This window comes from Cupriavidus sp. PB-02 (genome assembly GCF_058252315.1).
Genome location: NZ_CM177694.1, coordinates 4,289,224 through 4,312,772 on the forward strand (window position 1 = coordinate 4,289,224; position 23,549 = coordinate 4,312,772).

General features: G+C 69.4%; 17 protein-coding genes and 1 pseudogene. 7 read left to right on the forward strand and 11 right to left on the reverse strand.

Annotated elements, in window-relative coordinates:
- Positions 1 to 78: 78 nt before the first annotated feature.
- Together cueR and AC10V3_RS20260 are read right to left on the reverse strand one after the other, a co-directional pair.
- The gene (gene cueR, locus AC10V3_RS20255) at positions 79 to 507 is read right to left on the reverse strand and encodes a Cu(I)-responsive transcriptional regulator (protein ID WP_022537027.1); all 429 of its coding nucleotides are present in this window, start codon (positions 505 to 507) and stop codon (positions 79 to 81) included.
- On the reverse strand, positions 507 to 2,981 hold the full coding sequence (locus tag AC10V3_RS20260; protein WP_022537028.1) for a heavy metal translocating P-type ATPase: 2,475 nt from the start codon (positions 2,979 to 2,981) through the stop codon (positions 507 to 509). The genes cueR and AC10V3_RS20260 overlap by 1 nt, the downstream gene beginning before the upstream one ends.
- Positions 2,982 to 3,177: 196 nt before the next feature.
- On the opposite strand from AC10V3_RS20260, the gene AC10V3_RS20265 reads away from it, so the two are divergent.
- The gene (locus tag AC10V3_RS20265; protein WP_022537029.1) at positions 3,178 to 3,378 is read left to right on the forward strand and encodes a heavy-metal-associated domain-containing protein; all 201 of its coding nucleotides are present in this window, start codon (positions 3,178 to 3,180) and stop codon (positions 3,376 to 3,378) included.
- 65 nt (positions 3,379 to 3,443) lie between these two features.
- Here the strand turns inward: AC10V3_RS20265 and AC10V3_RS20270 are convergent, their stop codons facing one another.
- Together AC10V3_RS20270 and AC10V3_RS20275 are read right to left on the reverse strand one after the other, a co-directional pair.
- The gene (locus tag AC10V3_RS20270; RefSeq protein WP_022537030.1) at positions 3,444 to 4,166 is read right to left on the reverse strand and encodes an OmpW/AlkL family protein; all 723 of its coding nucleotides are present in this window, start codon (positions 4,164 to 4,166) and stop codon (positions 3,444 to 3,446) included.
- Between the two features lie 265 nt (positions 4,167 to 4,431).
- A pseudogene (locus AC10V3_RS20275) lies at positions 4,432 to 4,815 on the reverse strand (alkyl sulfatase C-terminal domain-containing protein); the annotation flags it as partial.
- A 73-nt stretch (positions 4,816 to 4,888) separates the two neighbouring features.
- Between AC10V3_RS20275 and AC10V3_RS20280 the strand changes: the two are divergent.
- Complete coding sequence (locus AC10V3_RS20280) at positions 4,889 to 5,233, forward strand: hypothetical protein (protein WP_022537032.1); 345 nt, start codon at positions 4,889 to 4,891, stop codon at positions 5,231 to 5,233.
- A 4-nt stretch (positions 5,234 to 5,237) separates the two neighbouring features.
- Here AC10V3_RS20280 and AC10V3_RS20285 read toward each other — a convergent pair whose 3' ends face one another.
- Positions 5,238 to 6,200, reverse strand: coding sequence for a delta(1)-pyrroline-2-carboxylate reductase family protein (locus AC10V3_RS20285; protein WP_349608336.1), 963 nt, complete (start codon positions 6,198 to 6,200; stop codon positions 5,238 to 5,240).
- A 55-nt stretch (positions 6,201 to 6,255) separates the two neighbouring features.
- Complete coding sequence (locus tag AC10V3_RS20290) at positions 6,256 to 7,269, reverse strand: aldo/keto reductase (protein ID WP_349608338.1); 1,014 nt, start codon at positions 7,267 to 7,269, stop codon at positions 6,256 to 6,258.
- 103 nt (positions 7,270 to 7,372) lie between these two features.
- On the opposite strand from AC10V3_RS20290, the gene AC10V3_RS20295 reads away from it, so the two are divergent.
- Positions 7,373 to 8,299 (forward strand): LysR family transcriptional regulator, encoded by a 927-nt coding sequence (locus AC10V3_RS20295; RefSeq protein WP_454752531.1) that lies wholly within the window; start codon positions 7,373 to 7,375, stop codon positions 8,297 to 8,299.
- Here AC10V3_RS20295 and pbpC read toward each other — a convergent pair.
- The 4 genes from pbpC to AC10V3_RS20315 all read right to left on the reverse strand — a co-directional run bounded on the left by pbpC (position 8,288) and on the right by AC10V3_RS20315 (position 17,866).
- A complete protein-coding gene (gene pbpC, locus AC10V3_RS20300) occupies positions 8,288 to 10,513 on the reverse strand; it encodes a penicillin-binding protein 1C (RefSeq protein ID WP_454752532.1) in 2,226 nt (741 codons plus the stop codon). The genes AC10V3_RS20295 and pbpC overlap by 12 nt on opposite strands.
- Positions 10,510 to 11,214 (reverse strand): lysoplasmalogenase, encoded by a 705-nt coding sequence (locus AC10V3_RS20305; RefSeq protein WP_490922852.1) that lies wholly within the window; start codon positions 11,212 to 11,214, stop codon positions 10,510 to 10,512. The genes pbpC and AC10V3_RS20305 overlap by 4 nt, the downstream gene beginning before the upstream one ends.
- A complete protein-coding gene (locus AC10V3_RS20310; RefSeq protein WP_490922853.1) occupies positions 11,211 to 17,282 on the reverse strand; it encodes an alpha-2-macroglobulin family protein in 6,072 nt (2,023 codons plus the stop codon). Before AC10V3_RS20310 ends, AC10V3_RS20305 begins: the two co-directional genes overlap by 4 nt.
- A gap of 98 nt (positions 17,283 to 17,380) precedes the next feature.
- Positions 17,381 to 17,866, reverse strand: coding sequence for an Lrp/AsnC family transcriptional regulator (locus tag AC10V3_RS20315; RefSeq protein WP_490922855.1), 486 nt, complete (start codon positions 17,864 to 17,866; stop codon positions 17,381 to 17,383).
- A gap of 170 nt (positions 17,867 to 18,036) precedes the next feature.
- Here AC10V3_RS20315 and phhA point away from each other — a divergent pair, with 170 nt between their 5' ends.
- The 4 genes from phhA (at position 18,037) to AC10V3_RS20335 (ending at position 22,015) form a co-directional block, all read left to right on the forward strand.
- Complete coding sequence (gene phhA, locus AC10V3_RS20320; RefSeq protein WP_490922856.1) at positions 18,037 to 18,972, forward strand: phenylalanine 4-monooxygenase; 936 nt, start codon at positions 18,037 to 18,039, stop codon at positions 18,970 to 18,972.
- Between the two features lie 149 nt (positions 18,973 to 19,121).
- Entirely contained in the window at positions 19,122 to 19,424 is a 303-nt protein-coding gene (locus AC10V3_RS20325) for a 4a-hydroxytetrahydrobiopterin dehydratase (protein WP_041681643.1), read from the forward strand.
- A gap of 156 nt (positions 19,425 to 19,580) precedes the next feature.
- Entirely contained in the window at positions 19,581 to 20,285 is a 705-nt protein-coding gene (locus tag AC10V3_RS20330; protein ID WP_022537042.1) for a response regulator transcription factor, read from the forward strand.
- A gap of 53 nt (positions 20,286 to 20,338) precedes the next feature.
- Entirely contained in the window at positions 20,339 to 22,015 is a 1,677-nt protein-coding gene (locus tag AC10V3_RS20335) for a sensor histidine kinase (RefSeq protein ID WP_022537043.1), read from the forward strand.
- Positions 22,016 to 22,060: 45 nt separating this feature from the next.
- Here AC10V3_RS20335 and AC10V3_RS20340 read toward each other — a convergent pair whose 3' ends face one another.
- Entirely contained in the window at positions 22,061 to 22,576 is a 516-nt protein-coding gene (locus AC10V3_RS20340) for an SET domain-containing protein (protein ID WP_022537044.1), read from the reverse strand.
- Positions 22,577 to 23,549 lie beyond the last annotated feature (973 nt).

Consider the following 23,549-nt stretch of genomic DNA (forward strand, 5'->3'; position numbering starts at 1 on the left):
CGCGCAAATCTCCCGCTGCACGGAACGCGTGCACTGGCGTTGTTCTTGTTGCTTCTTCGCTTGCGCCACCCGGCCGGATCAGCCGTGGCAGGCGGCCCTGCCTGGCGCGTCCGGCGGTGCCGGATCGGCAATATCGGCCAGGATCGGGCAGTCCGGCCGCACGTCGCCGCTGCAGTGTTGCGCCAGCTCGCGCAGCGTGTCGCGCATCGCGGCCAGCTCGGCGATGCGCTGCTCCAGGTCGGCCACGTGGCGCAGCGTCAGCGCCTTGACGTCGGCGCTGGCGCGGCCGCGGTCGCGCCACAGCGACAGCAGGTTGCGGATCTCGTCGAGCGAAAATCCCAGATTACGGGCCCGCCGCACGAAGCGCAAGGTGTGCACCGCGCGTTCGTCATAGCGGCGGTAGCCGCCTTCGGTGCGCGGCGGCGTCTCCACCAGCCCGATCGATTCGTAGTGCCGGATCATCTTGGCCGACACGCCCGAGGCCTGCGCCGCTTCGCCGATATTCATCATTTCCCTCCCTGCGCCGTGGCAGCCCCGGCCTGCGGGCGCCAGCGGCGCAGCAGCAGCGCATTGCTGACCACGCTGACGCTGGAGAATGCCATCGCCGCACCCGCCACCACCGGGTTCAGCAGCCCGGCCGCCGCCAGCGGAATGCCTACCACGTTGTAGAAAAACGCCCAGAACAGGTTCTGCCGGATCTTGCGCACGGTGCGGTGCGAGACCGCCAGCGCATCCGCCACCAGCGCCGGATCGCCGCGCATCAGCGTGATGCCGGCCGCATGCATGGCCACGTCGGTGCCGGTGGACATGGCGATGCCCACGTCCGCCGCGGCCAGCGCCGGCGCATCGTTGATGCCGTCGCCCACCATCGCCACCACCGCGCCGCCCCGCCCCAGCGCCTGTATGCGCGCGGCCTTGTCCTCGGGCAGTACCTCGGCCTGCACCTCGTCCAGGCCGAGCGCCTGCGCCACGCGCGCCGCCGCGCCGGCGTTGTCGCCGGTCAGCATCACGGTACGCACGCCGGCGGCCCGCAGCCGTGCAATGGCTGCCGGTGCGCCGGGCTTGATGGCGTCGCCAAATGCAACCAGGCCGATGACGCGCGGCGGCGTGGTTTCGACCAGCCACGAGACGGTGCGGCCTTCTTCGCGCAACTTGTCAGCCACTGGCGCCAGCGTACCCGCTTCAGCACCCAGCGTTTCGCGCAGGCGTTCGCTGCCGAGCTGCAGCGCCTGGCCCGCCACCACGCCGGCGATGCCGCGCCCGGGCAGGGCCTGCACCTCGGTGGCCGGCGCCACGGCAATGCCGCGCGCCTGTGCCGCGGCCAGCACCGCGCGGGCCAGCGGGTGCTCGCTGCCGGCCTGCAGCGCGGCCAGGCGCGTCAGCAGCGCGCTGCCATCGCCATCTGCCGGGTCTGCCGCGTGCAGCGCCACCACGTCGGGCTTGCCCACCGTCAGCGTGCCGGTCTTGTCGAACGCCACGACGCTGACGCGGTGGGCAATCTCCAGCGCCTCGGCGTCCTTGATCAGAATGCCCGCGCGCGCGCCGGCGCCGGTACCGGCCATGATCGCGGTGGGCGTGGCCAGCCCCAGTGCGCACGGACAGGCAATCACCAGCACCGCCACCGCATTGAGCAGCGCCGCTTCCCAGTCGCCGGCAAAGAGTCCCCACCCCAGCACCGTCACCAGCGCGATGCCCAGCACCACCGGCACGAATACCGCGCTGACCTGGTCGACCATGCGCTGGATCGGCGCCTTGGCCGCCTGCGCGTGCTCGACCATGCGGATGATGCGCGCCAGCACGGTCTCGGCGCCCACCGCAACGGTGCGCGCGACCAGCAAGCCTTCGAAGTTGATGGCGCCGCCGGTGATGCGGTCGCCGGGCTTCTTCGGCACTGGCACGCTTTCCCCGGTCAGCATCGACTCGTCGGCGTGGCTGTTGCCTTCGATCACCTCGGCGTCGACCGGAATGCGTTCGCCGGGGCGCACCACAACCTCGTCGCCCACGCGCACCGACGCCAGCGGCACGCTCTGCTCCTGCCCGCCGCGGCGCACGCGCGCGGTATCCGGGCGCAGCGCGGCCAGCGCGCGGATGGCATCGGCGGTGTGGCGCTTGGCGCGCGTCTCCAGCCACTTGCCCAGGCGCACCAGCGTGATCACCACCGCGGCGCTCTCGAAGTACAGGTGTGGCATGGCATCGGCCGGCGTGCGCCACATCAGCCACAGCGACAGCCCGTAGGCCGCCGTGGTGCCGAGCGCCACGAGCAGGTCCATATTGCCCGCACCCGCGCGCACGGCCTTCCAGCCCGCCTTGTAGAAGCGCCAGCCGAATACGAACTGCACCGGCGTAGCCAGCAGCCACTGCACCCAGGCCGGCAGCATCCAGTGCACACCGAACCATTCCAGCACCATCGGCGCCACCAGCGGCAGCGACAGCGCCGCCGAGATCGCCACCGGCCACGGACCGTCCCGGAACGCAGTGGTGCGCGCGGCCTGCACTGCCTGCGGGGCCGCTTCTGTGACCGGCGTGGCACCGTAGCCGGCGCGCGCGACCGCGGCCGCCAGCGCCGCGGTGTCCGCCGCGCCGCGCAGCACGGTGACGCTGGCACGTTCGGTCGCCAGGTTGACCTGCGCGTCCATCACGCCGGGCACGGCGCGCAGCGCTTTCTCCACGCGCGCCACGCACGAGGCGCAGGTCATGTCGGCAATATCCAGTTCGATGGTGTCCTGCGGCACCGCATAGCCGGCATCGGCCACGGCGCGGGCGGCGGCGGGCAGCACCGCGCCGGAGTCGGCGCGCAGCGTAGCGGTTTCGGTCGCCAGGTTCACGGCCACGTCGTGCACGCCCGGCACGCGCGCCAGCGCGTTCTCCACGCGGCGCACGCACGAGGCGCAGGTCATGCCATCGACCGGCAGGCGCCACTCGGGCGCATCAGCCGCCGGGCGCACGGGCTGGGAAGGAAGGACAGCGCTGGAACTTGGCATGGTTCTGGATCATCGGCAGTGGCTATGACTGCATGATGGACCTTACCATCATAGGAAGGTCAAGGCCGGATGCCATGCCGCGGGCGCCATTTTCGTCCATAGCAGATTCCGCTTGCGCTTCCCACGATAGGAAGGTTCAAACTATGTCTGTCGCGGCGTCCTGCCGCCCTTCCATCTTCTTCAGGAGATTCCAGCCATGATCCAGTTCCAGGTCGAAGGCATGTCGTGCAGCCACTGCATCGGCGCCATCACGCGCGCGGTGCAGGCAGTCGACCCGGCCGCGAAGGTGAGCGCCGACGTACCCACGCAGGCGGTGCGCGTGGAAAGCGGCGCCGATACGCTGGCCCTGCGCCAGGCCATCGAGGAAGCCGGCTACCCGGTCAAGTCCTTGGCGTAAACCGCAAGCGTTGCCGAAGCAAAAAGGGCGCCCGGGCGCCCTTATGCTTTGTCCGTGTGTCGCGCTCAGAAGCGGTAGCCCACATTCAGGAAGGTCACCACCGGATCGATCTTGATCTTGGTGTGCGACACGATCGTTACCGGGCCCGCCTGCGTGGTGAAGGTGGCGCGGGTCGACAGCGGCAGGTACGACACCGACAGGCCGACGAACCAGTTGTCGTCGATGGCGTAGTTGGCGCCGATATTGAACACCGGGTTCCACGACGGCTTGGCGCTGGCGGTCATGTTGGCGCCGGGCAGGAACTCGTGATTCACGAAGTTCTGGTTGGTGATGGTCTCGTCGGTGAACCAGGTGTAGTTCACGCCGATGCCGACGTAGGGACGGAATTTGGTCTTGGCGTCGAAAAAGTGGTACTTGACCAGCAGCGCCGGGCTCCACTGCTTGACCGAACCCAGCTTGCCATACTGGGCGTAGTTGCCGGTGCCCTTGACGTCATGCTTGGGCGGAATGCCGGCGACGATTTCGCCCGAGATGTTGTCGGTGAAGTAGTGCGTAAAGGCCAGGCCCACGGTGTCGGCGGATTCGATATCGGCGCCGGTGTTGGGGCGGGTCATGCCGACCGGGCGGCCGTTGATGCTGTCAACGGTCAGCGGATCGGCCGAGCTGTTCGGCATCACGCGGAACCAGCCCATGCTGACGATATTGCTGCCGGCGGACTGTGCTTGGGCGGCGCCAGCCAGGGCCATGACAGCGCCAGCCACCAGCATCTTCTTATTGGTCGATTTCATAGTCCTCTTACTCCTCATTCGGTTACTGCGGCATGCATTATCCGACTTGCGGGAGCAGAACTGTTTCACCAACGATACAGAATCGTAGAGGCCGAGCCCTAAAGAAAGGGTTAACCACTAAGTAAACACCCGAAAACCGGCGCGAAGGCCAGTGCTGCGCTGCATCGACGCAACGGCTTGTATCGCACGCCGGAAAAAACCCCTCATGTCGATGAGGTTTTATGGGGCAAGCATGCGATCGACCGCCTGCCCCATCGCAATGCACTCAGGGCGTCACGATGCCGAAGTTCGGCTCGAACTTGTCCATCAGCGCCACCCACGCACCCAGCGCCTGCGGGTCGCCGTCCACGCGTGCGCGGCCGGCCTGGGTCTCGCGCACCTGCGCGCCGCGGATGGTGTACAGGTTGTGGGTGGCGTCCTCGGCGGCGCACAGCGCTTTCCACTGCGGCAGGTACAGCAGCATCTCGGCCGGGGCTTCGGTGCCGGGCGCCATCAGGAACTCGATCTGCACACCGTCGATGGTGCGGGTCTCCGTCGCGGTGAGCGGATCAATCAGGATCAGCCCGGTCTCGCCCTCGATGATCGTCATGTTGGAGATGTCGAAGCCGCGTACCTGGTAGATGCGGTCCGTCACCTGAAACCGCGAGTTCGGCCAGGAGCTCGCCCTGGACCGGCATGCCGGCAAGACGCCGGCGCAGCGGCTGGAAAACATATTCGACGAGGTGGCGGCGTACTTCGCCGCGAATCCGGAAGCCAAGGGCGTGGTGCTCGCGCAGCTGTTCTCGGGCAGCGTGCGCCAGGAAATCCGGCGCAGCTGGGACGCGCACGTGCAAGCGCTGGCCGAGGCGCTGTCAGAGCCCGGCCAGCCAATGTCCGCGGACATGGCGCGACTGATGGTGGCGACCATCCACGGCTGCTACTGCCACTGGTACGCCAGCGACCGCAGCGAACCGATGGCCAGCTTCCTGGCGCCGGCGAGCGAGCTGTTCAACGGCTGGCTGCGCGGCCGCGAGCCACACGAGGCTGAAGGCAAGGCCGGCACCACGCGCCGGCGCTCATCAATCTAGTGGTTCAGGCGGCGCCAGCCCGGCTGGCCAGCACGCAGGCCGCCAGGTCCCACAGCGCATAACCCACGCTCTTGAACACCAGCGGGCTGCCGGCGCGGGCGCGGATCGCATCGGCCTGCAGGATCGCGGTCTCGAACGGCTGCACCGTGGCCCAGTCGATGCCAGCCTGCAGCAGGTCCCCCGCCTCGTCTTCGATGCCGAACAGCGTATCGGCCAGCAGCCGGCCGTTGTCCGCAGCGGCATGGCACAGTGCCGGCGGCAGTTCGCACATATCGGGCCGGAAGGCGCCGACCGCGGCGACGAAGTGATGGTCGCGCCAGAGGCCGCTGTCGAGATCCGGCAGCACCGGCGTGCGGCTGGACGTGACCGTCACCACCATCGACACGCGCGCGAGCACCGCCGCGACCGCATCGGTCACCTCGGCTTCGACACCCAGCGTGCGCGCGTGCGCCGCCAGCGCCTCCACCTTGTCGCGCGTGCGCGAATGCAGCCACACCTTGCGCACGCCCAGCCCCGCCACGAAGGCCTCCAGGTGCGTCAGCGCCTGCACGCCGGCGCCGACGATCAGCAACTCGCCCTCCGGCCGTGCGGCAAAGCGCTGCGCCGCCAGCAGCGAGACCGCCGCGGTGCGCCGGCCCGTCACGGTGGGACCGTCGAGCATGGCAACGCGTTCGCCGGTGTGCGCATCGGCCACCACCACTTCGCCGAGGATATTGGGCAGCCCACGCTGCGGGTTGCCGGGATGGACGGTGATGTTCTTGGTCATCACCAGGTCGCGGTTGCGCGCCGGCATCACCAGCAGCGTGCCCTCGCCGCGCTCGGCATCGCCTACCGGCAGTGCGATGCGCGGCGGCGCCATGGCGGTGCCGTCGCGTAGTTCGGCCAGCATATCGGAGATGGCCTGCGCCAGTTCGGGATATGGCAGGCGCGCCGCGGTGCTGGCGGCATCGAGGGGGACCAGGGACATGCGCTCACTCCGGCAAGACGTTGGCGAAGCGCCATTATTGCGCAGCCCCGCCCCCTCAGCGCGCCAGCAGGCTCATCACTTGCGCGGCGTAGCGCGTACCCGCCGCTGCGCCGGCCGGGAACACCGCGGCGATCCCGGCCAGGTCCCGCGCATCGAGCCGCACCGCGAGCGCGCCCAGATTGTCTTCCAGGTTGGCCACGCGGCGCGTACCCGGGATCGGCACTACCTGCGGCCCGCGCGCCAGCACCCAGGCCAGCGCCAGCTGTGCCGGCGTGCAACCCTTGTCGGCCGCCAGTGCGCGCACCTTGTCGACCAGCGCCAGGTTGTGCGCGAAGTTCTCGCCCATGAAGCGCGGATTGGTACGGCGGAAATCGTCCTCGGCGAAATCTTCCGGGCTGCGGATGGCGCCGGTCAGGAAGCCGCGCCCCAGCGGGCTGTACGGCACGAAGCCGATGCCCAGGCGCTCGCAGGTGGCGAGGATGCCGTCCTCGTCGACATCGCGGCTCCACAGCGAGTATTCGCTTTGCAACGCGGTAATCGGGTGGACCTTGTGTGCGCGCTCGATAGTCGCAGCGCTCGCTTCCGACAGCCCCAGCCAGCGCACCTTGCCGGCCTTTACCAGCTCGGCCATCGCGCCCACGGTTTCCTCGATCGGCACTTCCGGGTCGACGCGGTGCTGGTAGTACAGGTCGATATGGTCCGTGCCCAGCCGCTTCAGGCTGGCCTCGCAGCTGGCGCGCACATACTCGGGGCGGCCGTTGACGCCGCGCGCGATCGGGTTGGCGGGGTCGCGCACGATGCCGAACTTGGTCGCCAGGACCACCTGTTCGCGCCTGCCGGCAATGGCGCGGCCCACCAGTTGCTCGTTGGTGTGCGGGCCGTAGATATCGGCGGTGTCGAGCAGATTGATGCCGCGCTCGAGCGCGTGGTGGATGGTGCGGATCGATTCGGCATCGTCACGCGCGCCGTAGAAGTCGCTCATGCCCATGCAGCCGAGGCCGAGGGGGAAAACCTTGGGGCCGGTATTGCCGAGCTGGCGATGTTGGACGGATATGGCGCTTGCGGTCATCGAGAGGCTCCTGTTGGCCGGCAGCCTGCCGGCGTGTACGTCGGATGCAGGCAAGTATGGCCACTCGACCCGCGCGGAAACAGCGTGGTACGCTGCATGCATCATGAAGCCAGACTTCACAATCGACGCCGATTCACTGCCCGCCATGGCCGCATTCACCCGCGTGGCGCGGCTGGGCAGTTTCACCGCCGCCGCAACCGAGCTGGCGGTGAGCCCGTCCGCGATCTCGCAGACCATCCGCCAGCTGGAAGCGCGGCTGGGCGTGCGGCTGCTCCAGCGGACGACCCGCAGCGTGGGGCTGACAGAAGCCGGCGCCGCGCTGCTGGCACGCGTCGAGCCCGCGCTGGCCGAGATCGGCGCCGCCACCGACGATATCCGCCAGCAGCGCGACATGCCCGCCGGCACGCTGCGCCTGACCACGCCGACCACCGCCGGCGCGCTGGTGCTGCGTCCGCTGCTGGCCGAATTCATGCGCGCCTGCCCCGGCATTACCGTCGACGTCGTCACGGACGACCGCTTTGCCGACCTGATCGCCGAAGGCTTCGACGCCGGCCTGCGCCTGGGCGAAGCGCTGCAGCGGGATATGGTGGCCATCCCCGTCACCGGCCCGCTGCGCATGGTGGTGGCTGCCGCACCCGCCTACCTGTCGCGCCACGGCACGCCGCGCCATCCGCGCGAGCTGCACGCGCACGCCTGCCTGCAGTACCGCTTCGGTCCGCACGGCAGCGTCTACCGCTGGGAGTTCGTGGAGGACGGTCGCACCTTTACCGTCGATACGCGCGCCGCGCTGATCGCCAACGACAAGACGCTGCTGCACCAGGCGGCGCTCGATGGCATGGGGCTGATCTACGAGTTCCCGGTCCATATCCAGGCCGCGCTCGACAGCGGCCGGCTGGTCACCGTGCTCGATGCCTGGCTGCCGCCGTTCGACGGCTTCTACCTGTACTACCCGGGCCGCGTGCTGATGCCGACCAAGCTGCGGGTGTTCGTCGACTTCCTGAAAGCGCGCGCGCCGGTTTCAGCGCTTTGAGGCAGTGGCCGGCGCGCGCACCGATGCGCCGCGCACTTCGATGCCGATACGGTCCACCACCTTGCCCGCGGCATCGAGCAGTTCCACCTGGTGCCGCCCCGGCCACGGGAGCCAAGCCACCTCGCCGCCGCGGCCCAGCGGCTTGCCGTCCATGCGCCAGCTGACCGCGCGCGCGGCCTGCCCCGCCACGCCCTCGGCCTGGAACCACACGCGCTGCGACGCGGGCGGCATGTCGGGATCGAGGGCAAACACGGTGCCGTCGGCCGGGTTGGCGATCACCGGTGCGCTCGGGCGCGCGGCGGGGGCGCCGACGCTGACGCGCGTGATCGCGGTGCCGGTCAGGAAGACTTCTTCGCGCGAGGGTTCGAGGCCATCGGCAAAAGTCAGCGCCGCGCGCTCCACGCCCGCGGGCGCCGCGGGCGCGCGGCTGCCTTGCGCGCGGTGCAGCGCTTCCATGACGTCATGCCACACCGGCGCCGCGCCCGACACGCCCGAGACATCGTGCATGCTGGCACCGCTGGCATTGCCGACCCACACGCCCACCGTATAGCGCTGCGACCAGCCGATGCACCAGTTGTCGCGCATGTCCTTGCTGGTGCCGGTCTTGACCGCGGTCCAGAAGCGCGTGGTCAACGGGCTGTCGAGGCCGAAGGTGCGCGCACGCGCGTGGCGATCGGACAGGATATCGGCGATCACGTAGCTCGCGGCCGGCTGCATCACCGGTATCATCGCCGGCGCGGGCATGCCTTGCCTGAGCCGCGGCGGCGCGTAGCGCCCGCCGTTGGCCAGCGCGCGATAGGCATTGGTCAGCGCCAGCAGCGATACATCGGCGCTGCCCAGCGCCAGGCTGTAGCCGTAGTAGTCGCCCGCCTCGGTCAGCGGCAGCCCGAGCGCCACCAGCCGCTTGTGGAAGCGGTGCGGGGTCACCATCACCAGTGTGCGCACCGCCGGCACATTCAGCGACGCGGCCAGCGCCGCGCGCGTGCTGACCCAGCCGGCGTAGCGGTGGTCGTAGTTCTGCGGCACGTAGAGCCCGCCGCCAACCGGCAGGTTGACGGGCCGGTCGTCCAGCAGCGATGCCGCGGTGATCCGCTTCTCTTCCAGCGCCTGTTCGTACAGGAACGGCTTGAGCGTCGAGCCCGCCTGCCGCAGCGCGGCAGCATGGTCCACCTGCGCCGCAGCCGACAGCGCGCCAGACGAGCCCACGTAGGCCAGCACATCGCCGCTGGCGTTGTCGATCACCACCACCGCGCCGTCTTCGACATTGCGCCCGGTCAGTTCGCGCAGGTGCCGGTCGAGGCTGGCCATGGCCGCGCGCTGCAGGCGGGCGTCGAGCGTGGAGGCGATGCGCGCGGGCATCGGCGCACCGGGCGCCAGTTGCGCCCGCGTTTCGCCGACCAGCCGGCGCGACAGGTGCGGCGCAAACTGTGGCGATGCCGAGGTCGCCATCGCTGCCGCCGCGCGCTGTGCCACCGGGCCGGTACGCAGCAGCGCGAGCTGCGCGAAGCCTTCCAGCCCGTCGCACTCGCGCGGCACCCGCATCTCGCGCAGGATGCCGCAGGCGCGGCTCGCCACCTGCGCCGCCTTCGCATTGGGCGCGCGCACCAGCGCCACTGCCAGCGCCGACTCGCGCGCGTTGAGCCCTTCCGGATACTTGCCGAACAGCACCTGCGACATCGCCGACAAGCCCACCAGCTCGCCGCGGAAAGGCACCAGGTTCAGGTAGGCCTCCAGGATCTGGTCCTTGCTCCAGCTACGCTCCAGCGCGGCTGCGCCCGCGGCCTGTCCCAGCTTCTGCGTGAAGCTGCGCCCCTGCCCCGCCGCGCCGGGCCGGCGCAGGTCGTCGTCGAGCAGCCCCGCCAGCTGCATGGTCAGCGTCGAGGCGCCGCGCGTGCGCGTGTTCCACAGGTTGGCCCACGCGGCGGCGGCCACGCCCTGCCAGTCCACGCCGCTATGCGCATAGAAGCGCCGGTCCTCCGACAGCACGATGGCAGTGCGCAATGCCGGTGAGGTATCCGCCAGCGCGACCCAGTCGCCGCGGCGCGCGCGGAAATCGTCGCGCACGCGGCCCACGGTATCGCCGTGGCGGTCCAGCACCACCACGTCGGCACTGCGCCAGTCGGTGCGGACCTGTTCGAAGGAAGGCAAGGCCTCAGCCGGCGCGGACCAGGCCACTACCGCGATCAGCAAGGCGCGACGGCAATGTGGCCTCATGCCTGCGCGCGTCCCGACACGATGCCCGCTACCAGCAACAGCTGCGCGGCGGCGTAGGTCCACCAGATGCTGAGGTGGAAGTTATCGAACGGCAACAGGAAGCGCGCGATGCCGATCATCAGGTCCGATGCGGCAAAGCACAGCGCGCCCAGAGCCGCCAGTGGCGTAGGCAGCCGCGCCACCAGCGCGCTGCACACCATCGCCGTGAGCACGATCACGTACACCACCACAGGCAGCATCAGCGCGCCCAGGTTGGGCCAGAAGCGGCCGAGCATGGTGCCGGCCACGCCCATGATGGCGCCGCACGCGATCAGCCGGTGCGCACGGTAGTCACCCGCACGCGGCACCAGCACGCACATGTAGGCCAGGTGCGCGAGCAGGAAGGCACCCAGGCCACCGACAAACGAGACCGACAGCGACGGCACCGCCAGCAGGAAGTCGCCCTGCGCCGAGAACACCAGCGCCGCCACCATCCAGTTCCGCTCGGCCACGGGCCGGTGGAACCACGCAGCGCGCGCCAGCAGCAGCGCCATCGCGCTTTTCCATATCGGCTGCATGGCGATCTGCCCGGTCAGCGGCGCGCCTTCGGGCAGTTCCATCGCCACCTGCACCAGCAGCGCGCCGTAGACCACGCCGGCGACCGCCCCCGCGAGCCACCACTCGCGCACGCGTGTCGGCATCCTCAGCGCCTGCCAGCTCATGGACGCGCCCCCACCACCAGCCGCGCGTTCGGCGCCACGCCGAACACGTCGGGGGCATACAGCGCTTCGACGCGCGTGGGCGGCAGCGCGAAGTCGCCGGCGTTGTTGAGCCGCACGGTGTATTCGACCGAGGCCGTGCCCTTGGGCAGATAAGCGAAGTACTCGCGATAGGCCTGCGGCGTGCGTTCGGTATAGGCCGGCCAGGCCATGCCCTTGCGCTTCTCGCCGCGCGTGGCAATCTGGGAATCCCGCCCCAGGCCGCTGCCAAGGATGGTCGCGCCGGCCGGCACCGGATCGCTGACCACCACCCAGGTCATCTCGGCCTGCGCATCGATCTCCAGCTTGACGCGGTACACATCGCCGCGCGACCACTTGCCCGCCACCGCCTGTTCCTGCGGCGTCACTGTGCGCTTGATGCGGTAGCCGGCGGCCAGCGGCGCGGTCACCGGCACTGCGGCCTGCGCGCGCACCGTAGTCCAGGGATGGCCGGCACCGGCGTGGTCGACCTGCAGCGTGCCACCGTCAGCGCCACCCGGCCAGGGCAGGTCGACGCCGCCCTGCGCCACGCCATCGGTACGCTGCGCGCGCGCCCAGTCGAAGCTGCGCGTGGCATCGGCGGCATTGCTGACGCTCACGCGCGTGCTGCCCGCCACCGGCGTCTTCTCGAACACCTGCGCGAAGCGCGTCACCGCCAGCATGCCCCACGCGTTGGCTGTGGTGGTACCCCAGGCGCCGCGCACTTGCCGGCCCAGCAGCCCGGTCGCAAGTTGCGGTGCGTCGTCCTTCCAGCCCGGCAGTTCGGCAGCCAGCGCCAGCAGGCGCGCGGCGTTGGTGTCGCCGCCGGCCATCATCCACCACCAGTCGTCATTGCGCTCGGTAGAGAAGGCCAGCCGCGTGCCCTGCACCGTCAGGCGCGAGCGCAGCAGTTGCTGGGTTTCGGCCAGCCGTTGCTCGCGCTGCGGGATGTCCTGCATGCGCGTCAGCAGCAGGGTCCAGTCGAGCAGCGCGGACGTGGGCCACTGTGCCGGCAGGATCTGGATCGAGCCGAGCATGCGTGCCTGCGCATGGCCGGTGCGCGACAGCGCCTCGAGCGCCGCCAGCTTGCGCACTTCCAGGTACTGCGTGCCGCCAACCGGGGCCCAGCTGTCGCGGCGGATGCGGCCTTCGACAAAGTCCGTCAGCCCGCGCTCCATCTGCGCGCGCTGCGCGTCGGGGATGCGCAGCAGCAGGCCGGCGCGCGCGGCTTCGTCGGTCACCGACAGCAGGTAGGCGGTCAGCACCTCGCTGCCGAAGTCGCCATCGGCATTGAGCGGGAAGTACGAGGCCAGCCCGTTGGCATCGAGGTAGGACGGCAGTTGCGTCATCAGTGCATCCCACGCGGCCGTGTCGTTCAGGCCAATGGCCTTCGATGCGCGCTGCTCCAGGCAGGTGAACGGGTAGTTGAGGAACCAGTCGCGCACGCCCGGCATGCCGCCCGCCAGCGACGACTGGAAGTTCACCTGCAACCCGCCGCGCAGCTTGCCGGAGGGATCGGTCAGCGCGCCCGGCGGTGCCTTGACTGGCACCGACAGCGACGGCGCCACCTGAGCCAGCGTGGCCTGCTGCACCGTCACCGGTACGGCGGGCACGATCTGCTGCGACACCTTGATGCGGTCGGCTGCGCCGCCCGTGCCCTGCTCGCTCGCCTGCACTTCCCACTGCACCGTGCCGCTGCGCGAATACGCCAGCAGCGCCGGCGCGGTCACGTCCCAGCCGATCTCGCGCGCCTCGCCGGCGGGAATCTGCACGGTCTGCGCGGGCAGCGCGGCCTCATTGCCGACCAGCGTGCCGCGCGCGCTCGCCTGCACCGTCATCGCGCGCTTGGTGGTATTGCGCAGCGTGAACATGGCGCGATAGCGGTCATCCTCGCGCACCAGCAGCGGCAGGCCGGAAATCACCTGCAGGTCCTGGGTCGCGGCGATGGTCGCGCTGCCGGTACCGAAACGGCCCACGCCCAGGTCGGCCACGGCGACGATGCGGAAGCTGGTCAGCGAATCGTTGAGCGGCACGTCCAGGCTGGCACGGCCCTCGGCATCGAGCTGCACGCGCGGGTTCCACAGCAGCAGCGTGTCGAACAGCTCGCGCGTCGGGCTCTTGCCACCGCCGCCGCCCGCAGGCACCGCCTTACGGCCGTAGTGACGCCGGCCGATGATCTCCATCTGCGCGGTAGAGGTCTCCACGCCGTAGCCGCGCCGCTGCAGCATCGCGTCGAGCAGATCCCAGCTGGTGTTGGGCATCAGCTCCAGCAGCGCCTGGTCCACCGCGGCCAGCGCCACCTCGCCGTTGGCGGCGGGCTTGCCGTCGGGCAACTTGACCTGGATCGCCACGCGCGCCTTGCCGCGCACCTGGTATGTCGTCTTGTCCGGCGTGACGGTGACGTCGAGCCGGTGGCCGGCATTGCCAACGCGAATCTCGGCCAGCCCCAGCCGGAAGGCCGGCTTGGACAGGTCCACCAGCGCCGTCGGCGCGGCGTAGTCGCGGCCTTCGCTGCGGAACGCGCGCCACCACTCGCCCGGCTGGCGCCAACCCCAGGTGAAGAAGGAATACCAGGGCACTTCATGCAGGCGCCCGCGCAGGGCCAGCACCGACACGTAGACGTTGGGGCCCCATTCCGGCTTCACCTGCACGCGCACGGTGGGATCGCTGCCGTGCAGCTCGACCACCTGGGTCTGGTAGATGCCTTCGCGCTCCACCGCCACCAGCGCGATGGCGTGGCGGAACGGCATGCGCACCTGGAACACCGCGGTGTCGCCCGGGGCGTAGGACTTCTTCTCGGGCAGCAGGTCGATGCGGTCATGGTTCTCGCCGCCGAACCACAGCTCGCCCTGGCGCGTGACCCAGACCGTCGACGCGGCCTGCGCGGTGCGACCGTCCTTGTCGCGCGCGCTCGCCACCAGTTCCACCTGGCCGGCCTGGTCCAGCGCCACTTCGCAGCGCGCGCGGCCCTGCGCGTCGGTGCGCGTCTCGCAGACGGTGCCAAGGTCGCGCGTCTCCCTGCGGTTGTCATAGCGGTAGAAGCCGCCCACCACGCGCTTGCGCGCCGAGGTGGTGATGCGCGCCCGCGCGCTGACCTTGACCGGCGCGTCCGCCACCGGCTTGCCGTTGACGTCCAGCACCACGCCATGCACGGCCAGCTTCTGCTTGATCGAGACCCAGCCTTCGGTGCGGATGCCGGCCACCACCGCCGCCGGCCATACCGGCACGGTCTGGCGCAGCGTCTGGATCTCGCCGTTGGGATCGGCAAAGCCGGCTTCGAGCACCAGGTCGCGCGGCGCTTCGGTCTTGGGCAGTTCGCGCAGCGTCACGCTGCCATTGCCGTTCTTGTCGAGCGTGACCGGCAGCTTGTCGGCGACCAGCTTCTGGCTGTCGGCATTGCTCTGCTCATCCTGGTCCATCTCCTCGTCGCCCCTGGTGCTTTCGCGCTCCGCGCGCGGCGGGTTGAACGAGAACTCGTCATAGCCGGGGAAGCTGACGTACTTGTCGCGCAGCAGCGCGGACACGCGCACTGGCAGGCCGGCGGCGCCACCGCCGGAGAGATAGTGGATCTCGACGCCGACCGGCAGTTCGGCGGGCGCGATCACGGCGCCCGGCTTGCCGGCAACCTGCAGCGTGCCGGCAAGCACCGGCAAGCGGAAAGCCTCGACGCGGAAACTGCCGCTGGTGTAGCTGCGCGCGCCGCCATCGTCCTGCGCGCCTTCGCCTTTCTGCGTTTCCAGCTCGACGGTGTAGACACCGAGCTTCGCCGCCGGCGGCACCTGGAACGTGCTTTCCGCGCTGCGCCCGCCGGTCGCGGTCTGGCGCCATTGCAGCGGCAGCTCGTAGGTCTGGCCGCTGCCTTCATGGCGGATGACTGCGCGCATGGGCAGCGGCCGGCTGGCCGGCGGCAGCGCAAAACCCTGCAAGGTTTCGGCGCGGATCAGGTGCTTCATCGATACGGTTTCGCCGGCGCGCAGCAGCGTGCGGTCGAAGATGGTGTGCGCGCGCACCGTGGGCGCCGTGCTGGTATCGGTCGGCACATGGAAGCGCCAGCTCTCGATGCCTCGGTTCCAGTCCGACATCACGAAGGCCATGTCGGCCTTGCCGCGCGACTGCGGATGCCCGGCGGCGATGCGCGCCGAGACGAAATAGCCCGACAGGCCGTTCTGGTCGCAACTGGCCTCAGGCGCGGCGCCGAGCTTGCCAAAACGCACCACGCCGCTGGCATCGGTACGCCCCTCGCCCAGCAGGCGCCCGTTGCAATCGCGCACTGCCACGGCGGCATCGGCCACCGGCTTGCCGTCATCCAGCGTGGTCACCCACGCCAGTCCGCTGCGGCTGCCGTCGTCCTCGTTGCCGGTGCTGCGCCCCAGCTTGAAATGCACACCAAGGTTGGTCACCAGCGCCGCGGTGCGCACGTACATCGGCGCGCGCTTGCCGAGCAGCGCCTCGCCCAGCATCGGCGAAGCGATCTCGACCACATGGAAACCAGGTTCCGGCAGCGGGATGCCGACCACCTCGAACGGCCGCGGCGCATCGCCCGAGGGCTTGGGCACGGCCAGCTTCTGCACGCCGGGGGCGTGCTCGAGCAGCGTCACCGAGCGCGTCTCGATCGCCACGGCGTTGCGCGGATTGTTGACCCGGTATGGCGAGCGGCCCGCCAGCACGGCATCGAGCTCCGCGCGGGTATAGCTGCTCTCGTGCATGCGGCGCACCAGGCCGAACCAGTGCATCACCGCCGCATCGTCATCCAGCTTCAGCTTCATCACGGTGCCGGCCTGCGCCTGCACGCCGCGCACCGCGAGATCGGCCTCGACATTGCGCAGCGTCACCGGCAGCAGCGGCGGATAGTCCGCCGGGGATTTGCCGCGCGGCAGCTCGCCAAAGCGCTCGACCACGCCAAACGGCGCCGCGGCGAACTTGGCCAGCGGCGGCATCGCCGCGGTGGTGACCTTGAGCGGGAACAGGTCGGCATTGGCCAGCGTGCGGCCGCTGTCGTCCTTCAGGTCTTTGGGCACATCGATGGTGAACTGGGCCTTTTCCGCGAACGGCGCGGCAAAGGTCAGCACATTGAGGCTGGCATCCGGCGCCAGGTCGGGGTCGAACTTCGGCGCGCGCGGACCCGCGGAGCCCTTCAGCACCACGCGCTCGGCCTGCTTGCGCGATACCGGCGAGGAGAAGGTGACCGACATCGGTCGCAGCGGCGTGCAGGGCGACTGCGCGTGCTCGCGCTCGCAGCTGAAGCTGGCGGTAAAGGGCTCGCGCACGGTGTAATCGAAGCGGCGCTCGTCGCGCGTGGCGACACCGGACGGGGTGGCAATGCCCGCGCCCAGCACCAACTGCACGCGCGCCGCGGCCGGCAGGCGCTGCTGGCAGGCGAGCAGGTGCACGGCATCCGGCGCCTGTTTGGCAATGCGTTCCCAGTAGATGGCCTTGAGCACTGCCTCGCGCTCGTGGCCGGACAGCAGCCGCACGGGGATGCGTTCGCCCAACCCCTGCGCCTGGCACCAGGCATGTTCGCGCACCGAGGCCGGCGTGGCCACGCCGTTGAAGCGCAGCGCGAAGACCTGGTCTTCCTCGATCTCGCCGCCCGAGGGACGGCTGGCGATGACGGTGGGGCCGCCGGTCTCGAAGCGGTATTCCGGCTTGCCGGCGTAGGCGGTGCCGGCCGCGCTGCGCAGGTCGGCGCGCATGCGCACGCTGCAGCGCACGCCGGGCGGCAGGTCGCTGGTGAAATCGTAGACCCAGTTTTTCGCATCGACCCAGCGGGCCTGCCCGCCGGTGCTGGCGCCGGTGCAGGAAACCGTCGCGGGCGCTGCGGCCTGGACATCGCCCATCGGCACCATCGCCTCGTCGAAGCGGAACGCCACCTGCCTGACCTGCCCGACCGTGCCTTCCGGCGAGAAGCGGGTCACCTGTGCCGCCTGGGCGCCGGCGCCCGCCAGCGATGCGAAAGCGCCCGCCAGGGCCAGTGCAGCGGCGGCGCGCCGTGCGTGCGGTTGCTGCGGCGCCTTGCCAAGGCCCCGATCTGCTCGGGCAACGATTCCCTTCATCCTGCCAGCCTCCGGTTATGGCACCCGGCGAGGGTGACACGCACGCCACAGGAGTGCAAGACCGGTACGCAATCCTGCAACGGGCCGCGGGAAAAGATTCAGCGCAGGTGGGACAGCGGCAGCGCGCCCTCGCACTTGATCGCGGTCAGCACGATATTCGAACGCACGCTTTCGACACCGGGCACTCGCATCAGCCGCTTCATGGTGAATTCGGCCAGCGTGGGCAGGTCGGCCACGACCACGCGGATCAGGTAGTCGGCCTCGCCCGCCACCGAGTAGCACTCCTGCACTTCTTCCAGCAGCAGGATCTCTTCGCGGAAGCGCTCGACGATGGTGTCGCCGTGGTGAGCCAGCTTGACGCTGATAAAGACCAGCACGCCCAGGCCCAGCGCTTGCGACGACAGGCTGACCCGGTAGCCGGTGATTACGCCGTCGGCCTCCAGCCGCGCCAGGCGGCGGCCGACCTGGCTGGGCGACAGGTGTACGCGCTCGGCCAGCTGCTGATGGGTGGAGCGCCCGTCGGCCTGCAGCGCGGCCAAAAGGGCCAGGTCGAAGGGGTCGAGGGAGACGTTCTGGGCAGTCATACACAAATCCCGCATTCTGTGATCGCACGATGCACATTATATGCACGCATACCCAGAAACAAGCGGATTATGCGGCCAGTTTGCGCGTGTCGATGTCTAAACTACGCAGTAAATCCGCATTCTTGCTGCCGACGATGCAGCAGCCACGCATTCCAAGGAGACGCTCCCCCATGTCCGCCACCGCTACGGCCGCACAAGCCCCCGACAGTGCCTTCCAGGGCACCCTGACCGACAAGCTCAAGGAACAGTTCGACGCCGGCCTGCTGTCCGGCCAGTCGCTGCGCCCCGATTTCACCATCGAGCAGCCGGTGCACCGCTACACCAGCACCGACCACGCCATCTGGCGCAAGCTGTACGAGCGCCAGGCCTCGATGCTGCAGGACCGGGTCAGCGACGAGTTCCTGCAAGGCCTGGCCACGCTCGGCATGGAAAAGGACCGCGTTCCCGAATTCGACCAGCTCAACGAAACGCTGATGCGCGCCACCGGCTGGCAGGTCGTGGCCGTGCCGGGGCTGGTGCCGGACGAGGTGTTCTTCGAGCACTTGGCCAACCGCCGCTTCCCGGCGAGCTGGTGGATGCGCAAGCCCGAGCAGCTGGACTACCTGCAGGAGCCGGATTGCTTCCATGATGTGTTCGGCCATGTGCCGCTGCTGATCAACCCGGTCTTTGCCGACTACATGGAGGCCTACGGCAAGGGCGGCCTGAAGGCGGCCGGGATGGGCGCGCTGGACATGCTGTCGCGCCTGTACTGGTACACCGTTGAATTCGGCCTGATCCGCACGCCGCAAGGGCTGCGCATCTACGGCGCGGGCATCCTCTCCAGCCAGGGCGAGTCGATCTACAGCCTGGATTCGGCCAGTCCCAACCGGATCGGCTTCGATGTGCGCCGCATCATGCGCACGCGCTACCGCATCGATACCTTCCAGAAGACCTACTTCGTGATCGACAGCTTCGAGCAGCTGTTCGACGCCACCCGGCCCGACTTCGCGCCGCTGTACCAGGAACTGCGCGCGCTGCCTACGCTGGGCGCGGGCGACGTGGCGCCGGGCGACCAGGTGATCAACGTCGGCACCCGCGAAGGCTGGGCCCAGACGGACGATATCTGAGCGGCAACGCCCGCAATCCCGGGCCTTCGAGCCCTGCCCCACCTCCCGCTTTGTGAAACAATGCCGGCATGCCCGCCGCCACGGCGCGGGCGGGCCGGCTGTCCGCATTTTTGCGGACTTCGTTTTCCTACGACCAGATCGAGCCCTCTATGACCCCTCTTTCTCCGCAAGCACGCGCCACACTGCTGGCCGACCTGCCCGGCTGGACCCCCGTCCAGGACCGCGACGCGATCTTCAAGCGCTTTACCTTCCACGACTTCAACGCCGCCTTCGGCTTTATGACGCGCGTGGCGATCCAGGCCGAAAAGGCCGACCACCACCCGGAATGGTTCAACGTCTACAACCGCGTCGATATCACGCTGTCCACGCATGACGCCAACGGCCTGACGCAGCGCGACATCGACCTGGCGCACTTTATCGAGCGCGCCGCCGCCGCGGTGGCGCAGGACTGAGGGGAGCGCAGCCGGGCAGGCATGGCTGCGGGCGCGGCTGTAGGCTAACCGTAAGGAACCGGCCGCCCGCGCCTTGTACAATCTGCGGCAGGCCCGCACCTCATGTGCGCCAGGGGCCTTCCCTCCAGCCATGCCCAATTTCCTGCCCGAGCCGCCATGCGTATCCTGCTGATCGAGGACGACCGCCAGATTGCCAGCGGCGTTGAAGCCGGCCTGTCCCGCGCCGGCCACCAGGTGCGCGTCGTCCATGACGGCGTCTATGCCACCGAACACCTGCTGCGCGAGCAGCATGACCTAGTCATCCTCGACCTGGGCCTGCCCGGCATCGACGGCATGACCCTGCTGGCGCGCTACCGCGCCCGCAACCGCACCACCCCCGTGATCATCCTGACCGCTCGCGACGAGCTGGAAGACAAGCTCTCCGGCCTGAATGCCGGCGCCGACGATTACCTGATCAAACCCTTCGCGCTGCCCGAGCTGGAAGCCCGCGTGCGCGTGCTGCTGCGCCGCAGCCAGCACGGCGAGGCCGCGCCCGAACGCGATGTGCGCCTGGGGCGCCTGCGCCTGTCGGGCAACGACCGCCGCATGTTTATCGACGCCCGCCCGCTGGAACTGTCGCCGCGTGAGTTCGCTGTGCTCGAGCTGCTGCTGCAGCGCCAGGGCCGCGTGGTCAGCAAGGCGCAGCTGCAGGACCACCTGGCCACCTTTGCCCACCCCGCCGGCGAAGGCGGCGACACCGTGGGCGACACCGCGATCGAGGTCTATGTGCACCGCGTGCGCAAGAAGCTCGAGGACAGCGATGTCGAGATCGTCACCGTGCGCGGCTTCGGCTACCTGCTGCAGAACCGCGCCGGCCAATGAACCCCGACCGGCCGCAGGCAGCGTTGCGGCCGCGCCTCTCGGTCTAGCCGGCAATGTGGCCAAGATCCCGTAATTCCCGTTCCGCCTCTGCCGCCGAGCCTGTCGCCGGCCGCAGCGCGGCCGTGCCCGGCGCCGAGCCCGCTGCACCCGCCATGCGCCAGGCCACGCGCCCCGGCTCCAATCCCAGCCTGCGCGTGCACCTGCTGCGCGCGCTGGCCACGCCGCTGTTTGCACTGGTGCTGACCAGCGGCTCGCTGTCGTACTGGCTGGCGGCGCACTACACCACGCAGGTGTTCGACCGCGCGCTGTACGGCGTGGCCAACAATATCGCCCAGCAGATCCACATCGCCGGCCCGCGCCTGGAGCAGGACATCCCGATGATCGCGCAGACGCTGGTCGAGGCCGAGGGTACCGACCGCATCTACTGGCGCATCCACGGCCCCGACGGGCTGATCGGCGGCATGGACACGTGGCTCGGCTACGGCACCGGCCAGACCACGCTCCACGACGCCCGGCTCTTCTACGCCTGGTTCAGCGGCCGCCAGGTGCGCGCGGTGCGCCTGCCGGTGATGCTGCCCAGCCCCGCCGTGGACGAACTCGGCACCAGCGAGGCAGGCAAGGCCGCGCGCGGGCCGATCGTGGTGGAAGTGGCCGAACTGCTGGACCGGCGCGAGACGGCCGCCAACGAGATCCTGCTGTCGGTCTCGGTCCCGTTGATCCTGCTGCTGCTGGTGGGCAGCCTGATCCTGTCGCACGTGCTCAAGGAAGAACTGGTTCCGCTGCAGATCCTGGCCGACAAGCTCAACCGGCAGACCGCAAGATCGCTGGCGGCGCTGGACGAAACCCAGGTGCCGGCCGAGGTCGCGCCGCTGATCCGCGGCCTGAATGCGCTGCTGGCACGGCTGCGCGATGCGCTCGACGCCCAGCGCAAATTCATCGCCGACGCCGCGCACCAGCTGCGCACGCCGCTGACCGCGGTCAAGCTGCACGCCGACCGGGCCATGGAGGCCGATTCGCTGGAGATCACCCGTCACGCGCTGCGCGAGGTGCAGACCGCGGCCGACCGCGCGGTGCGGCTGTCCAACCAGCTGCTGTCGCTGGCGCGCGCCGAGCCCGGGCTGTCGCTGGAACGGCTGGGGCCGGTGGAACACTTCGACCTGGCCGAGCTTGCCTTCGAAACCGGCGCCGAGTGGGTGCCGCAGGCGCTGGCGCGCCGCATCGACCTGGGCTTCGAGGTGCTGCCCGGCCCTACCTTCACCGGCAGCGCGCCGGCGATCGTGCGCGGCAACCGGCTGCTGATGCGCGAGGCGCTGTCCAACCTGATCGACAATGCGGTGAAATACGTGCCCGCGGGCGGGCGCATCACGGTGCGCGCCGGCGGCGAGGCCATGGGCCACCGCGGCATGGCGGTGGTGATGGTGGAAGACAACGGCCCCGGCATCCCGCCGCAGCGGCGCGAGGAGGTGTTCAAGCGCTTCTTCCGCGGTGACCGCTCGCCGGAACCGGGCGGGGGCGGCCGTGCCGCACCCACCGGCGGCGCCGGCCTGGGGCTGGCCATCGTGCACGAGATCGTGACCCTGCACCAGGGCACCATCCGCATCGAGGATGTGCCGCCGGTGCCCGGCGGCGTCACGGCTCCGGCCCAGGCGGGTGACGGGACGCCGGAGCGGCGGCCGACGATGCGCTTCGTGATCCGGATTCCCTGCGAGCCGGCGGGCTCGGTGGCCTGAACCCGCTCGCTGCGCGTGCGGCGCCCGCTGGTCCGGGCGCCCGCCTTACTTGTCCTTCTTCTTCTTTTCCTTGGGCGCCAGCATCGTGCCGCGGCATTGCGGGCTGCCGCAGCGGCACTCGAACTCTTTCTTCAGCTTGGCGGTATAGCGCGCGTCGATGACCAGGCCGTAGTCATAGAACAACTCTTCGCCCTGGGCGATATCGCGCAGCGCGTGGATAAACACCCGGCCCTTCTTCTCGCGCGCCTCGCAGTTGGGCGCGCAGGCGTGGTTGATCCAGCGCGCGCGGTTGCCGCCGTACTTGGCGTCGATCACGCTGCCATCGTCAAGGCTGAAATAGAAGGTGTGGTTGGGATCGCTCGGATCGTGCGGATGGCGCTCCAGCGCCTTCTTCCACGAGATGTGCTCGCCCTTGTACTCGATCACGCGCTCGCCTTCGGCAATCGCCGCGATCGCATAGACGCCCTTGCCGTGCACACCTGACTGGCGCACCTCGATCCGGTCGCTCGCTGTCTTCTTCCTGCCCTCGCCCGCTGCCTTGCGCTTTGCCTTGTCCGCCATTTGCCTATCCGTGCGTGTCGCCTGTTGTGCCTGCCGTGCCGGCGATCGGCATGATACCGGCGCAGCCGCAACACGTATACGTGCGCCTTGCGCGTGCCAACCTCTGCGCGACCACGGTATACCTCGCGCGCTGGTATGACCACCCGGTTTGCGCGGTATACACCACGCCATTTCCCGGCGTCGCGCCGATCGTTTACGCCTCCCGCTGTGGATAACCCGGCCCCGAACTGTGGAAAAGCGCGCGGATTCGATGTGGGCTGCCTGGGGCTGGCATGGGGATGCATCAGGCATAAGTCGGAGGGGCTCCGGCACCGACCTCATCCATAGGGCTGAGTCATCCACCTCGACCAACACTGGATAAGACCACTTCTCGTTTACGTAAACCGTTGAGCAAAAAGACGTTTACGGGGTTTTCCACAGCGCAGGCGGGTGTTTACCTACTACCACTATTTGTATACATGAAAAGAAAGAGGTAAACCGAAAGAACAAGCCCGGCCCGGTGGCCCCGAAGCAAGGCTCAGCCGAAAGGAGGTGGCCGTTTACGCCAGGAGACGCTTTGGTTTTTGGAGAGGAAGTCGCGTATACGCCCCCCAGGAGGTATACGCGGCGCGGGTGTGTCGACGGCGTATACGCCGCGATGCGTGCCTGACGGAAGCGCCCGGGAGCCCATGCATGGGCCGAATACCAGCAAGGTTTCGGTGAACTGCGGCTGGGCGGGCAAACGTGCAACATAGTGCATGCCGCCTGTGAGGCACCATAGGCGGTCCCTGAGCGAGTTGAGACTTCTGGGCTACTCCGCCTGCGAAAGACGACGAGAGGCCCTCTACAGCCTCTCAGGGGCCTCTGGCGCGCTGCCCTACCCCTGCTGGTCCCGGAACGCGTCCAGGGGCCCTTAGCGGCCTCATGGAGCGTTTCCGTCACGCCTTTGCCCTTGCGCGGCAGCCCCGAACGCTGCGTCACATTCCCGCCAGGC

What these genes read in the sequence shown, in the direction of transcription:
- AC10V3_RS20260 (WP_022537028.1), bottom strand. Translation starts at nt 2,981, where the DNA reads ATGCCAAGTTCCAGCGCTGTCCTTCCTTCCCAGCCCGTGCGCCCGGCG.
- AC10V3_RS20265 (WP_022537029.1), top strand. Translation starts at nt 3,178, where the DNA reads ATGATCCAGTTCCAGGTCGAAGGCATGTCGTGCAGCCACTGCATCGGC.
- AC10V3_RS20290 (WP_349608338.1), bottom strand. Translation starts at nt 7,269, where the DNA reads ATGACCGCAAGCGCCATATCCGTCCAACATCGCCAGCTCGGCAATACC.
- AC10V3_RS20330 (WP_022537042.1), top strand. Translation starts at nt 19,581, where the DNA reads ATGCGTATCCTGCTGATCGAGGACGACCGCCAGATTGCCAGCGGCGTT.
- AC10V3_RS20295 (WP_454752531.1), top strand. Translation starts at nt 7,373, where the DNA reads ATGAAGCCAGACTTCACAATCGACGCCGATTCACTGCCCGCCATGGCC.
- AC10V3_RS20270 (WP_022537030.1), bottom strand. Translation starts at nt 4,166, where the DNA reads ATGAAATCGACCAATAAGAAGATGCTGGTGGCTGGCGCTGTCATGGCC.
- cueR (WP_022537027.1), bottom strand. Translation starts at nt 507, where the DNA reads ATGAATATCGGCGAAGCGGCGCAGGCCTCGGGCGTGTCGGCCAAGATG.
- AC10V3_RS20305 (WP_490922852.1), bottom strand. Translation starts at nt 11,214, where the DNA reads ATGAGCTGGCAGGCGCTGAGGATGCCGACACGCGTGCGCGAGTGGTGG.
- AC10V3_RS20315 (WP_490922855.1), bottom strand. Translation starts at nt 17,866, where the DNA reads ATGACTGCCCAGAACGTCTCCCTCGACCCCTTCGACCTGGCCCTTTTG.
- pbpC (WP_454752532.1), bottom strand. Translation starts at nt 10,513, where the DNA reads ATGAGGCCACATTGCCGTCGCGCCTTGCTGATCGCGGTAGTGGCCTGG.
- AC10V3_RS20325 (WP_041681643.1), top strand. Translation starts at nt 19,122, where the DNA reads ATGACCCCTCTTTCTCCGCAAGCACGCGCCACACTGCTGGCCGACCTG.
- AC10V3_RS20335 (WP_022537043.1), top strand. Translation starts at nt 20,339, where the DNA reads ATGTGGCCAAGATCCCGTAATTCCCGTTCCGCCTCTGCCGCCGAGCCT.
- AC10V3_RS20340 (WP_022537044.1), bottom strand. Translation starts at nt 22,576, where the DNA reads ATGGCGGACAAGGCAAAGCGCAAGGCAGCGGGCGAGGGCAGGAAGAAG.
- AC10V3_RS20285 (WP_349608336.1), bottom strand. Translation starts at nt 6,200, where the DNA reads ATGTCCCTGGTCCCCCTCGATGCCGCCAGCACCGCGGCGCGCCTGCCA.
- AC10V3_RS20310 (WP_490922853.1), bottom strand. Translation starts at nt 17,282, where the DNA reads ATGAAGGGAATCGTTGCCCGAGCAGATCGGGGCCTTGGCAAGGCGCCG.
- phhA (WP_490922856.1), top strand. Translation starts at nt 18,037, where the DNA reads ATGTCCGCCACCGCTACGGCCGCACAAGCCCCCGACAGTGCCTTCCAG.